This is a genomic window from Sulfurimonas sp. (genome assembly GCF_028694895.1).
Lineage (GTDB): Bacteria > Campylobacterota > Campylobacteria > Campylobacterales > Sulfurimonadaceae > Sulfurimonas.
Window position 1 is genome coordinate 1 of sequence record NZ_JAQVKA010000013.1, and the last position, 13609, is coordinate 13609.

Consider the following 13609-nt stretch of genomic DNA (forward strand, 5'->3'; position numbering starts at 1 on the left):
GCATGAAGTGGTAGAAATAAAAAACTCTCTAAAAGCGAACCAAGCAAAATTATAATTACTGTGATTGGAATGAGCAAAATAAGAAGTGCTGTCTCTCCTTGCATCATAAAGATTGGTAAAAATGCGACAACAGTTGTCAAAGTAGCAAGAGTAACAGGCAGAATCATCTCCTTTGAACCTCTTATAGTTGCCTCATATCTATCCATACCATCATCAATGTAGCGTTGTATGTTTTCACTCACAACAATAGCATCATCAACAACTATACCTATAACAATTAATCCTCCCAAAAGAGAGATAACATTTATAGAATATCCCATGTAGTAGAGAAAAGTAATACCAATAAGAAATGAAAAAGGAATACCAAGTGCCACAATCAGAGCAATTCTTAGATTTATAAGGATAAACATAGATATAAAAACCAAAGTAAGACCCAACATCAGGTTTGAGATAATAATGTCTAATCTATCTTTTATAGGTTTTGAACTATCTTCATAAAATGTAAAATCTACATCTTTGTAGTTTTTTTCTTGCCCTGCGACATACTTTTGAAGTGTCTTAGCCAATACAATAGCATCACCACTTGTCCCTTTAGAGATAGTTAAAGAGATAGTTTTTTTTCCATTATATGTAGCTAATGTGTCTGTTTGAGGATACTCTATGATAATATCAGCAATATCTGAGAGCTTTACATATCTGTTATCTATATTTAAAATGGCCTCTTTATAACCATCAACATCTGCTTTACCATTTGCTGTTGAGACAAAAACAAAGTTTCCTCTTTGCTCAATATCTCCAATTGGAAATATATACGAGATATTTGCAATGGCTTTTAAAACAGCTCCATGATCTAAGCCGTAAGCTAAGATTGCTTCAGAGTTTATTTTTATGCTTACCTGCTCATCAGAGTCACCACGAATTAAAACTTCACCTACTCCAGAAACTTTTGCAACTTTTGATTTCATATCTTGGGCTATAACTGTCAACTCACCTATAGAGAGTGTAGACGATGAAACAGCCAGTTTTATAAGAGGTTTTGTCTTCTCTAAAAGTGTGGTAACTGGTTCATCCATATCACTTGGCAAGTTTTGCCTGCTCAGCGCTACCGAATCTTTTACGCGACTAAGGGTTAGCTCTCTGTTTGCACCTTTGCTTAGTGTTAAAACTATTGCAAAAGCTCCAGGAGAGATTGTAGTTTCACTCTTATCTATACCATTTATATCACTAAGCGAATCCTCTATATCTCGAACTGCCATCTTATCCATAGTGTTGGCACTCGCACCTCTATATGAGCCTATAACACTAATCTTATCTAGTTCCATATCTGGAAACATCTCTTTTGGAATATTTATATAAGAGTTAATTCCCATAAACAAAATAAACACTAAGAGTGCATAATTTAGTCTACTGTTTTTTATAAAATATTCTATCAATTTTATGTCTTACAAAAGAGATTTGATAACGTTACTTACACCTTGATGCAGGTTGTAATTTGAAATTGGAAAATCTAGAGATTCATTTTGCAAATCTATACTGTTTTTTGAGAGATAATCTCCCAAGAGACTAAGATCTATCTTTTTATACTTTTTACATACTGCATCATCAAGTTTAGTTCTCAACAAAATACCAGCTTCATTTGATTTTTGAATGCTAAAAGCTAAAGTTTTTAAACTTACTAAATCAGTCCATTTAAAAAAAAGCTCTGGTGTAAGCTCACTTTGGGCCTGACCCTCTGGATTAAAGAGCATATTTGCATCTCTAAGAGGGATTAAAACACTTAGTATTGCCTCACTAAATGGGACAACTCTATCTCTCCAAAATGGAGACTCATTTCTCTTTACTAGCTCATTTTTTAAAACTTCTAAAATAGTTTTTATATCCGCGCTCTTAAAAAGCGTGTAACTCTCTTGTTTCATCAATTTTCCATTATATATTAAGGTGACGCCATTATAAAATCTTTTTAGTATAATTTGGCTTTGATTATATATTAGGAGTTTAAATTGAGACTATCTAAAACTTTTTTAACAAACGCAATAGCTGTTGTACTTGTCTTTTTATCATTTTTATTTGATGGCACTGTTGGTTCTTTAGCTCTATATGGCGGTCTTTTTGCACTCTCTGGTGCACTTACAAATCAACTTGCAATTCATATGCTTTTTGAAAAAGTACCATTTTTATATGGTTCTGGAGTTATTGCCTTAAAATTTGAAGCTTTTAAAGAGTCCATTAAAGCGCTTATGATGACTCAGTTTTTTACACAAGAACAACTTGATAACTTCTTTAAAAATGAAGAAAAAATGATTGACTTAACGCCTATTATCCAAAAAACAGACTTCTCACCTGCCTTTGATGCACTAAAAAATACAGTTATGGAATCTTCTTTTGGCGGGATGCTTGGTATGTTTGGAGGAGCAAGTGTTTTAGAGGGTTTGCGTGAACCGTTCTCTTTAAAGATGAAAGATGCCGTTGTAACAATGGTAAATACCCAAAGCTTCAATGAAACTCTACAGTACCACCTACAAAACTCATCACTCAGTGAAGATACACTAAAATCAATAGAGAACATTATAGATACAAGACTAAATGAACTCACACCCAATATGGTAAAGGAGATGATTCAAAAAATAATTCATGAACATCTCTCTTGGCTAGTAGTTTGGGGTGGAGTTTTTGGTGGATTGATAGGAGTAGTTAGCTCATTCTTATTTTAAAAAACTTCTATAGTTACATCTGCAACTTCGATAATATCACCACGGCGAATTTTTGCTCTTTTTCTAAGCTCTACTTCGCCTTTATTTCTTACATGTCCATCGGCAACAATCATTTTTGCCTCGGCTCCACTATCAACTAAATCTAAAACTTTTAGAAGTTTAAAAAGTTCTATATACTCATCTTTTAACTCATATCTCATCTATTTTTATGCCTCTTTATCAATAATTGAAAAACCTAAGTCTTGTATTGCTTTATCCACCATCTCAGTAGCTCTCTTCATAGTCTCTTGAGATATATCAGGCAATTTGCCTCCCCACATCTCTTCAGCCTCTTTAAAGCCTCTAAGCATTCCTTCTCGTCCTGCACGAAGCATCTTTTCATCTCCACCTGCTCCATTTATAACAAAGTCAGATATTCTTTTTGATGTTTGATCTACTCCAAAAAAACCATCTTTGCTAACTAGCTCACTTGCTTCATCTTGAGTCAGAGATGCTATTGGCTTGCCATCGTATCCAATCTCTTTTAAAAAACTTTGAAATGACTCATAATCATTTGCAGATGTATCTCCGCCCTTAAGAAGTGAATTTTGCATCGAAGCTGAATTAAAGGCAATTGCATTGGCATTTTGTGTAATTTGTTCTTTAATCTCTCTAGCTTCATCTTTTGATATTTTCTCAGTATATACCGTCTTTATCGGCACTACAGCCTTTGCTGTACTTTGTATATTAGCATTTGATGATATTTGCATAATCTAGCCTTTTGTTTGATTTCTATACATATAATATCGGCTTATTACTGCTTTATTAAAGTTTTTAATTTTATACACAAAACATAAAATTTTAGTTATAATTCTCCTCGATGAAAGATTTTTGTGTGCGAGTTCATCTATAGTATATTCTGCTAGACAAACGACTCTCCCTATAATTTGACTCCACTTTTTAACGAAAGTGAATTTTTACCAAAGAGGTACTACACATGGCAGAATTGCTAGACGGATCAGTTAAATGGTTCAATGAAGAAAAAGGTTATGGTTTCATTCAACAAGAAAATGGCGGTAAAGACGTATTTGTACACTTTCGCCAAGTAAACAGAACAGGACCAGGTCGTGTTTCTTTATCTGAAGGTCAAAAGGTAACTTTTGAACTAGGAGAAGGTCAAAAAGGTCCTCAAGCAGAGAACGTAACTCCTTTATAGGTTTTACTTTGCAGGCTAAGGCCTGCAAACTTTAAACTACTTTTTTATTCTTTATCTAAACTCAATTTATACACTTTTTATAAATACAAAACTTTTTTTTACAAAACCACTATTTTCATAAAATTTATGTGCATCTTCTCGTTGAAATCCTGATGATAAAACTATATTTTTGCACATTCCCATTTTTGCATAATCATACAGATACTCAAGCATCATACTTGCATAACCCTTAGCTCTAAACTTCTGACTTGTTACTAAATCAAAGATAAAAAGATGTCTTTTATCATAAAGGTTAGTCTGAATTGCGACGCCTGCATATGTAATTAGTTTTTCACCATCCATAACCCCAAACATCTTATACTCTATACTTCTCATCTCATATATCAAATCTTCAAACTCATCATATGAGAGAGTTGTGCGAAGCTCAGAGAGAACTTCATATGCCATTTGTAGCTCTTTTAAATCAAGCTCTCTTATCTGCATGCAAACCCCTTGTGTATTAGAGGAATTATAACTTATTTGATACAATACGCCCAGATAAAACAGATATAGAGGTATTTATGGCTACAAAAAACTTTGAGGTTCTAATTATAGGTGCTGGTATTTCAGGTACTGCCTTGGCATATGAGCTCTCTAGGTACACAGATATCAACTCGATTGGGATTGTAGAGAAATATGGCGATATAGCCACCCTAAACTCATGTGCAACAAGTAACTCTCAAACTATACATGTTGGAGATATTGAAACAAACTATACACTTCAAAAAGCCGCAGTTACAAAACGCACTGCAAAAATGGTTGAGAAGTATTGTTTGCAGCATCAATATCAAAATAAGATAATGTTTTCTCATCAAAAAATGGCTCTTGGGGTTGGTAAAAAAGAGGTAGAGTTTTTACTTCACAGATACGAGGAGTTCTTTGAGCTGTTTCCATATCTTGAAGTGTGGGATAAAGAGAGATTAAAAGAGCTAGAGCCTCGTGTTGTATTTGATGAAAATGGAGATGAGCGTAAAGAAGATATTGTAGGCATTGGAGCCATAAACCAATGGACAACAGTTGATTTTCAAAAGCTCTCAAACTCATTTTTAGAAAATGCAAAAAAAGAGCCAAATAAAAATATTGAACTTTTTTTAGATACTCAAGTTGAGCAGATTAAAAAAAGCAAAAAAAGAGGTTATGTCATAAAGAGCAAAAAAGGTACTTTTTATGCAGATTTTGTAGTTGTTAATGCTGGTGCTCACTCACTTTTTCTTGCGCATAAAATGGGATATGGCTTAAATCTTGGCTGTTTACCAGTGGCTGGAAGCTTTTACATGACAAATGAGAAGATGCTAAATGGTAAAGTTTATATGATTCAAAATCCAAAACTCCCTTTTGCTGCTCTTCATGGAGACCCAGATATTTTAGCTAATGGAAACACACGTTTTGGGCCAACCGCACTGATGCTGCCAAAGCTAGAGCGTTATAAAAAGGGTACTTTTTTAGAGTTTTTAAAAACCCTAAGATTTGATAAAAATATAGCCATGGCATTATACAAACTCTTAAGAGAGCGCGATATTCGTAACTATATACTTAAAAACTTTCTCTTTGAGATACCATTTATCAACAAGTATCTATTTTTAAGAGAAGCTAGAAAGATAGTCCCATCACTTAAAGCAGATGAGTTCAAATATGCCAAAGGCTTCGGCGGGATTCGTCCTCAAGTACTAGATAAAGATCAACAAAAACTTTTACTTGGAGAAGCTTCAATCTGTAGTGGAGAAGGAGTTATTTTTAACATGACACCATCTCCTGGAGCTACATCATGTCTTGGTAATGCTGAGAGAGATTTAAAGTATATAGTAAAATATCTAGGCAAGAATTTTAATGAGCAAAAATTCAATGACGAACTTACAGATGGCGAATACTGCGTACTTAGTGCACCAATAGAGTCACAAAAAGCAGTGGTAAATCTAATAAGAGCTGAAATAAGAAGAACTGAAGAAAAATATCTCAAAGAGTTACATGTAGGTGAGCCTGATGAGAGTTTTTGGAATACACCACATAGCAAAATATAAGGAAAATTATGAAAAATTTATTATTAATGAGTGTTTTAACACTACTTCTACTTGGATGTAGTACAAAAGAGATTAACGCTGGAGTCAACAGCATAACAGGTGATATAACAAATGCATTTGAGCGTTCAAAAGACAAATCTGCAAAATAGTCATAATTAGCTTTTAAACAACTATTGGCTATAATCGCGAAAAAATAATAGGTAGAACATACTTTTACCTAAATAAGAGAAAATAATGGTAACAGTACAAAATTTAATAATGCGTTATGGAAATAGAGTTCTATTTCAAGATATAAATCTTAAGCTAGACCGCCATAAAAGATATGGACTTATCGGCGCAAATGGTGCAGGAAAAACAACTTTTTTAAAAATACTTAGCGGTCAGATCAAAGAGTATGAGGGCGATATAATAATCCCAAAAACAAATAGAGTTGGTGTTTTAGAACAAAACCAATATGCTTATGAAGATTTTACAATTGCTGATGCAGTTTTATATGGAAATAAAAAACTTTACGACGCTATAAAAGAAAAAGAGATAATCTACGCAACTGGCGACTTTGAAGATGATGCAGTAAATAACAGATTAGCGGATTTAGAAGTTATCTGTGTTGAAGAAGATCCAACTTATGAGTATGATATAAATATTGCAAAAATCTTAGAAAATGTTGGTATCCCAGCTTCTCAGCATAACGACCTTATGAGCTCACTTGATAGTGCTGATAAGTTTAAAGTTCTTCTAGCTCAAGTCCTCTACCCTAGACCAGATGTACTCTTCCTTGATGAGCCTACAAACAACCTTGATATTCAAACGATTAGCTGGTTAGAAGATGAGCTTCAACGCCACCAAGGAACAATGGTTGTAATCTCGCATGATAGACACTTCTTAAATGCAGTTGTTACAAATATTCTTGATGTTGATTATCAAAAAATTCGTGAGTTTACTGGTACTTACGATGATTGGTATATTGCTGCAAATGTTATAGCAAAACAACAAGAGCTTGGAAATGCAAAAAAAGAGAAAGAAAAAGAGGAGCTTGAGGCTTTCGTTCGTCGTTTCTCTGCGAATGCTTCTAAAGCAAAACAGGCAACTTCAAGACAGAAAAAACTTGATAAACTTGTAATTGATGATATAAAACCATCTTCAAGAAGAGACCCAAGTATAGTATTTAAAGCTAAAAGAGTTATGGGCGATGAAGCGCTAAACATAGTGGGCATAAACCACTCTTACGGTGATAATGAAGTTTTAAAAGATATAAATTTAAAATTTGAGCCAGATGAGAAAGTTGCACTTATTGGGCCAAACGGTGTTGGAAAATCTACTTTACTTAAAATCATTATGGAAGAGATGAAGCCAACTAGTGGAACTATTCACTGGGGAGCGACTATTGAGAGTAGCTATTTTCCTCAAGATACAGCTGACATTATCAAAGGTGATGGAACTCTCTATGATTGGCTTAGAGGTTTTGATTCAAAGCGTGATATTGCTGAGATTAGAAACTGTTTGGGTCGTATGCTCTTTAACGGTGAGCAACAAGAGAAGTCAGTAGTTAGTATCTCTGGTGGTGAAAAGCATAGAATGATGCTTAGTAAAATGATGCTCGAGGGTGGAAACTTTTTAGTTCTTGATGAGCCATCAAACCACTTAGACTTAGAGGCGATTATCGCACTAGGTGAAGCTCTTTACAACTTTAAGGGAAATGTTATCTGTGTATCACATGACCGTGAGCTTCTTGACTCTTTTGCAAATCGTATTATTGAGCTTAAAGCTGATGGAAGCTATATTGACTTCAAAGGAAGTTATGAAGAGTTTGCAGAGGCAAAAGAAAAAGGCCTTATATAAGGCTTTTTCTAACTTAGATTACCGCCCAAAGAGGAGATTTAGATGCAAAAATATAAAGATTTTTTAGGGCTTGGAATCGCTGGAAACTTTGCTCTTCATTTAGCACAGGCTGGAGAGCTTGAAGATTTTAAAGATGTTATTACGCACGATGAAGCAGCGCCAAAAGGGCTCTTCCCTTTTTATCTCCCCTTATCTGTCAAAAGTGCTAAAGAGATTTTAACCACCTACCCGCTCTCAAGCTCTACTATAAAATTACCTTCTCAAAATGTAAACATTCAAGCTGAGCCTGAAGTAGCACTTATTTGTGACTTGACATATGATAGCAACAATAAAATCTCAAAGATTACCCCAACACATTTTAGCGCTTATAACGACTGCTCTATTAGAATAGCAGGTGCTTCTAAGATAAGTGATAAGAAAAATTGGGGTGCAAACTCTAAAGGCATAAGTGATAATCTAATCAAGATAGATAACTTTAAGAGTGGCGGAGTTATGGATAACTACTCAATCTGCTCTTTTTTAAAAAGAGATGGTGAGCTTAGTGCTTATGGTGAAGATGTAGCGCTGCTTGGTTATAGTTACTTTTATGAGAAGCTGAGTAACTGGATAGTAAATCAGTTAAATACGCAAGAGGATTTTGGTCCACTAGAGCCACTGATTGAGTATATTTTAGAGTGTGGTAATCCAAGTAAAGCCATAATTAGTATAGGAGCTACAAGATACACACCTTATGGAGAGAGTACCTTCTTAAAAGATGGCGATGAGCTTTTTGTAATCCTTTATAATAACACTATTTTATCTTTAAAGAACATCATAGAGAGTATCAAAAACAACACCTTTGACTACTCAAACATAAGCCTCCTAAAACAAAAAGTAGTTATATGAGTAGAGGAACAAAACTGGACCTTTTTATAGGAGCAGAAATAGAAGATGGCTGGGCAGAAATAAAAAGCGAGAGAAGATCTGAAATATCAGATGATATACTAAAACCATCAAAACATTTTTTAGTCTTTAAAAAAGAGAAAAGAAGAGGAAAAACTGTTACTCTTGTTGGAGAGTTTCATTTGAGCACTGATATCTCAGAACATCTTGTGAAAAATTTAAAAAAAAAGCTTGGCTGTGGTGGTACATATAAAGATGGATGGATGGAATTTCAAGGTGAACTCAAAGATAAATTAAAGATGTTGCTAGAAGAAGAGGACTTTAGATTTAAAAAATAGCTATAAACACTCAACTGATTAAAATTTAATCATCTTTTTAAATATTCCCATAATTTTTGCGATATCATTTTACCAGAAGAGGTAATGCCTCCACTAATTTTAAAAGTCAAAAGGAAGATTTATGCCATACGTTAAAGAGGTATTTGAATACCTAAAGAGAACAAGTCCATCACAAACAGAGTTTTACCAAGCTGCTCAAGAAGTTCTAGAGTCATTAAGACCTCTAATGGCTAAGTATCCAAAATATACGCAACATAAAATCATTGAAAGAATAGTAGAGCCTGAACGCCAAATACTTTTCCGTGTAAACTGGCTAGATGACAATGGGGTTATTCAAGTAAACAAGGGGTTTAGAATAGAGTTCAACTCAGCTCTAGGGCCATATAAGGGCGGCTTAAGATTTCACCCAAGTGTAAATGCAGGCGTTATCAAGTTTTTAGGTTTTGAGCAAATCTTTAAAAATGCTTTGACTGGGCTTCAAATCGGTGGAGGAAAAGGCGGAAGTGATTTTAATCCTAAAGGTAAATCTGATAATGAAATCATGAGATTTTGTCAAGCATTTATGAGCGAACTCTTTAGACATATTGGAGCAAATACAGACGTTCCTGCTGGAGATATCGGTGTAGGTGGTAGAGAAATTGGTTATATGTTTGGTATGTATAAAAAACTTGCTAACAAATATGAGGGAGCCTTCACTGGAAAATCTCTCAAATGGGGTGGCTCACTAGCAAGAACTGAAGCTACTGGCTATGGAACTGTTTACTTTGCTAAATACATGTTAGAAGATAGAGGTGAGACTCTAGAGGGTAAAAGATGTGTAGTATCTGGAAGCGGAAATGTTGCTATATACACTATTGAAAAGCTTTACCAACTAGGTGCACTTCCTATTACATGTAGTGATTCTAATGGTATGATTTATGATGAAGCAGGTATTGATTTAGGGCTTTTAAAAGATTTAAAAGAGGTAAAGAGAGTAAGACTAAGTGAGTATGTAAAATATGTACCAACAGCAAAATATACGCCAATAGAAGCTTACCCTGAGGGTACAAATGCTGTTTATAACGTACCTTGTTTTGCAGCATTTCCTAGTGCAACACAAAACGAACTAAACATAACAGACGCAAAAAACCTTCTTGCAAGTGGCTGTATCTGTGTTAGTGAGGGCGCAAATATGCCTACAACTCATGAAGCTATGGAACTTTTTATAGAAGCAAAAATTTGTTATGGACCTGGTAAAGCTGCTAATGCTGGTGGAGTTGCTACGAGTCAGCTTGAGATGGCACAAAATGCAGCTAAAATAACATGGTCATTTGAAGAAGTTGATGCAAAGCTAGCTCAAATAATGAAAGATATCTATATAAATTCAAGTACAACTGCGGCTGAATTTGGTGAGCCTACTAACCTAGTTCTTGGAGCAAATATTGCAGGATTTAGAAAAGTAGCAGACGCTATGATTGAACAAGGATTAGTTTAATTAAGCACTCTCAACTTCGAGTTTGTGTGTAGTTGCCACGCTTACATGCGTGGTAATGTTATATCTGTTTCTTCCACTCTCTTTTGCGCTGTAGAGCATCTCATCAGCCTTACTTATAAGAACTTCCTCATCTAAAGCACTATCAGCTATACAACAAGAGACTCCGATTGAGATCGTTAAAAACTTATCTATCTTAGAACCTTTATGCTCTATTTTTAGCTCTCTTACTGCGCTACATATATTAGCCGCAATTGTTGTACTGTTTATCTCTGAGGTATCTGTAAGTAAAATTCCAAACTCTTCACCACCGAGTCTAAAGGCAAAATCGCCAGGACGTTTTAAAAGTCCTTTGAAAACGTTTGCTACACTCTTTAGTGCAGCATCACCTCTTATATGCCCATAAGTATCATTGAACTGTTTAAAGTAGTCAATATCAAGCATCATAAAAGTAATATATCTACAATCTCTTTTTGCCCTTTTTATCTCTCGCTCATAAACCATATTAAAATATCTTCTATTGTGCAGAGATGTTAAAGAGTCGGTGTATGAAGCATTCTCTAATCTCTTATTTGCAAGTTTTAGTTTTTTTGTTGCTGCTTCTAGTGCGCTTTGATCACTTTGGATACTTTTTAGTACATAAAATGAGACAACCATAACACCAAAAATAATAATCAATAAAAAAGTTCCTATTTTGTATAAAGAAGAGTCATATATAAGTAAAAAGTTTTTTCTCTCATGTTTTGCCATATCTATCTCATAAGTAAGAAGTTTTTTTATTACATTATTTATATATGTAACCTTTCTCTCTAGCTGCTCTAGCGATAGATTTCTTATATCTTGTCCATTATCTAAAGCTTTATATATGCTAAGGAAAAAATTATTTGTATTTTGAATTTCGCTTGCCACATAGTCTACATAAACGATTTCTTCATCTCGCTTAAAATGAGATTCATAATTTTTCCACTCATTATCAATTGTCTCTACTGATAGTTTGATTTCAGACCTAATTTGATCTAGAGAGATTTTCATGTCTTTTGCTTTATAGATTGTGTTTACTAAATTACCATGATATGTTTGAAGGATTGTGTTTAGTTCATTTACAGGCACAAATGAGCCAAAATATAGGGCATCAAATCTTTTTTTCATAGAGTTAATATTTATTGTACCCATGATACCAATTAGTAGTAATGAAATAAAAAGGATACTAAATATAAAAAATAGTTTGCTTCTTAATTTCAAAGTATCTATAAAATTCATTTAGCTCCCTACAAATATCTTTAAACTAGAGCAAATGCTATGCCAATAAAGCACTATTTTTATAGAATCAACCTCTTTTGTGCTAAAATTCATCATCTATGAAATAAGAGTAAAAATAAATATGATCGAAAAATTAAATTACATCAAAGAACTTCCCTTTTTCAGCTCTTTAGATGATGAAAAATTAAAAGTTATCGCCTCTATTTCAAAAGTAACAAATTATTCAAAAGGCTCTATTCTTTATTATGAAGATGATATTAGTAATAAGCTGTTTTTTCTAGTCCAAGGTCTTATCAAAGTTTATAAAATTGATAAATTTGAAAATGAAATCTTTCTTTATTATATTTATAAAGACTCACTAATCTCAGAGCTCACAACACTGCATAATGATATGATTCACTGCTTTTCTAATGCAGAGTTTGTAGAAGAGAGCATCATACTAGAGATTGATTTTTTAGAGTTTAAAAAAGAGTTCTTATCAAAAAACATACTCAATAATGAGTTTATAAATGAGATTCTTTTAAAAACACATCAACTTCACTGTGTTGTAAATAGAGAACTTGTTTTTGATGCTACTGCAAAAGTGGCATTTACCTTGCATAATGACTTAAAAATGTTTAACTCATTAAAGCGACATGAAGTCTCTTTTATGCTCCATATTCAGCCTGAGACACTATCTAGAGTTTTAAATAAACTCAAAAGAAACGCCATTATAGATATCGAAAATTCAAACGTTATTATCCTAAACAAAGAGATGCTAAAGAGCGCATACAAAGGTAGCCTATAAATGATAAAGTCATATAAAATAAGTACAAAAATAAAATTCATTGGAGCCATGCTTATCTTTCTTATAGCTTCTGTTATAGGCACAACCATATACCTAAACCATCAAAATATGAAAGATGCTCTTGTTATAAACATTGCTGGAAAACAGAGAATGCTAACGCAAAAGATTTCAAAAAATATTTTTTATACTCACTACCAGCTTTCACACGACTTTAGCGAGCTTGATAGTGCATGCAACGAGTTTATAGATGGATTAAATACCCTAAAATTTGGTAATTCTAACAAGGAGATATCTCCTTTTCACTCTTATGAAATTTCTACACAAATCTCAGAAGTAGATAAGTTATGGCGAGAATTTTATGAGAATGTCCAAAATTTTAAACTTTTAAAAAATGCAGAGATTCAAGATCAAGAAAGCATAGACAAAATTGTTGCATTTATCTATAAAGATAATAGCGTGCTTCTTAAAAATGTTGATATCTTAGTTACGCTTTATACTCTTCATAGTGAAGAGAAAACAAACTTTATAAAAAACTTTCAATACACTTCTGGGTTTGTTCTGTTTTTACTATTTTTATACTCTCTTGCACAGTTAAAATCTATCGAATCACATGTTGATTCGTTTATGCAATACTCTAAGATGCTAGTTGATCATGAGGATATCTCTAACCTCTCTGCTATAAAGATAGAAGCGGAGAGTGAGGTTGAGATTAAAGAGGTAAGTGATACCATAAATTGTTTTATAAATAAGATAAATTCAGCAGTTGAATACTCAAATGAAGCACTTCTTCAATCACAAAAAGCTTCATCTAAACTCGAAGAACTCACAGATGAATTTGATGTTATTTTAAAAGAGATAAAAGGCAACTCTTCTGCTTCAGCACATTTAAATAACAGCGAAGACATGGTTATAGAGTCCACAGAAGTGCTAATTAGCTCAACAAAAAAACTCTCTAATCTTAAATCAGAACTAGATAAACTAATAAAAAGCTGCCAAGATTTAAAATAATCTTTAAAAAATAGATTTTTATTACTTATCTTGATTCTAAGTGTTACTTATATTTACATCT

General features: G+C 33.5%; 16 protein-coding genes. 10 read left to right on the forward strand and 6 right to left on the reverse strand.

The genetic code is table 11. The features are described from left to right. Nucleotides 1-1433 (reverse strand): efflux RND transporter permease subunit (locus PHI38_RS03185; protein WP_299852747.1); only part of this gene is annotated, 1433 nt, incomplete at its 3' end. Between the two features lie 9 nt (nt 1434-1442). Continuing rightward, the gene (locus PHI38_RS03190; protein WP_299852750.1) at nt 1443-1916 is read right to left on the reverse strand and encodes a hypothetical protein; all 474 of its coding nucleotides are present in this window, start codon (nt 1914-1916) and stop codon (nt 1443-1445) included. Between the two features lie 84 nt (nt 1917-2000). Between PHI38_RS03190 and PHI38_RS03195 the strand changes: the two genes are divergently transcribed. Then, a complete protein-coding gene (locus PHI38_RS03195; protein ID WP_299852752.1) occupies nt 2001-2711 on the forward strand; it encodes a DUF445 domain-containing protein in 711 nt (236 codons plus the stop codon). Here the strand turns inward: PHI38_RS03195 and PHI38_RS03200 are convergent. Beyond that, nucleotides 2708-2911, reverse strand: a complete 204-nt coding sequence (locus PHI38_RS03200) for an RNA-binding S4 domain-containing protein (RefSeq protein ID WP_299852755.1) — start codon at nt 2909-2911, stop codon at nt 2708-2710. The two genes, PHI38_RS03195 and PHI38_RS03200, sit on opposite strands and share 4 nt — an antisense overlap. A gap of 6 nt (nt 2912-2917) precedes the next feature. Next, complete coding sequence (locus PHI38_RS03205) at nt 2918-3460, reverse strand: hypothetical protein (RefSeq protein ID WP_299852758.1); 543 nt, start codon at nt 3458-3460, stop codon at nt 2918-2920. Nucleotides 3461-3687: 227 nt separating this feature from the next. On the opposite strand from PHI38_RS03205, the gene PHI38_RS03210 reads away from it, so the two are divergent. After that, a complete protein-coding gene (locus PHI38_RS03210) occupies nt 3688-3906 on the forward strand; it encodes a cold-shock protein (protein ID WP_011373133.1) in 219 nt (72 codons plus the stop codon). Nucleotides 3907-3972: 66 nt separating this feature from the next. On the opposite strand, the gene PHI38_RS03215 is transcribed toward PHI38_RS03210, so the two are convergent. Next, complete coding sequence (locus PHI38_RS03215) at nt 3973-4389, reverse strand: GNAT family N-acetyltransferase (protein WP_299852770.1); 417 nt, start codon at nt 4387-4389, stop codon at nt 3973-3975. Between the two features lie 77 nt (nt 4390-4466). On the opposite strand from PHI38_RS03215, the gene PHI38_RS03220 reads away from it, so the two are divergent. The 6 genes from PHI38_RS03220 to gdhA all read left to right on the forward strand — a co-directional run bounded on the left by PHI38_RS03220 (nt 4467) and on the right by gdhA (nt 10496). Next, a complete protein-coding gene (locus PHI38_RS03220; protein ID WP_299852772.1) occupies nt 4467-5963 on the forward strand; it encodes an FAD-dependent oxidoreductase in 1497 nt (498 codons plus the stop codon). Nucleotides 5964-5971: 8 nt separating this feature from the next. Continuing rightward, complete coding sequence (locus tag PHI38_RS03225) at nt 5972-6112, forward strand: hypothetical protein (protein WP_299852775.1); 141 nt, start codon at nt 5972-5974, stop codon at nt 6110-6112. An 85-nt stretch (nt 6113-6197) separates the two neighbouring features. Then, nucleotides 6198-7802, forward strand: a complete 1605-nt coding sequence (locus PHI38_RS03230; RefSeq protein ID WP_299852778.1) for an ABC-F family ATP-binding cassette domain-containing protein — start codon at nt 6198-6200, stop codon at nt 7800-7802. Between the two features lie 42 nt (nt 7803-7844). Next, complete coding sequence (locus PHI38_RS03235; protein WP_299852781.1) at nt 7845-8687, forward strand: DUF5718 family protein; 843 nt, start codon at nt 7845-7847, stop codon at nt 8685-8687. Beyond that, nucleotides 8684-9022: a translation initiation factor gene (locus tag PHI38_RS03240; protein WP_299852784.1), complete on the forward strand. Its 339-nt coding sequence runs from the start codon at nt 8684-8686 to the stop codon at nt 9020-9022. The genes PHI38_RS03235 and PHI38_RS03240 overlap by 4 nt, the downstream gene beginning before the upstream one ends. Nucleotides 9023-9143: 121 nt before the next feature. Continuing rightward, nucleotides 9144-10496 carry an NADP-specific glutamate dehydrogenase gene (gene gdhA, locus PHI38_RS03245; RefSeq protein WP_299852787.1) on the forward strand — a complete coding sequence of 451 codons (1353 nt, stop codon included), beginning with the start codon at nt 9144-9146 and terminating at the stop codon, nt 10494-10496. Here gdhA and PHI38_RS03250 read toward each other — a convergent pair whose 3' ends face one another. Next, nucleotides 10497-11753, reverse strand: a complete 1257-nt coding sequence (locus PHI38_RS03250) for a diguanylate cyclase (RefSeq protein WP_299852790.1) — start codon at nt 11751-11753, stop codon at nt 10497-10499. It abuts the gene before it with no gap. Nucleotides 11754-11874: 121 nt separating this feature from the next. Between PHI38_RS03250 and PHI38_RS03255 the strand changes: the two genes are divergently transcribed. Both PHI38_RS03255 and PHI38_RS03260 read left to right on the forward strand, forming a co-directional pair. Beyond that, nucleotides 11875-12540: a Crp/Fnr family transcriptional regulator gene (locus PHI38_RS03255; protein ID WP_299852793.1), complete on the forward strand. Its 666-nt coding sequence runs from the start codon at nt 11875-11877 to the stop codon at nt 12538-12540. Further along, a complete protein-coding gene (locus PHI38_RS03260) occupies nt 12541-13548 on the forward strand; it encodes a type IV pili methyl-accepting chemotaxis transducer N-terminal domain-containing protein (RefSeq protein ID WP_299852796.1) in 1008 nt (335 codons plus the stop codon). It begins immediately after the preceding gene. Nucleotides 13549-13609: the final 61 nt, after the last annotated feature.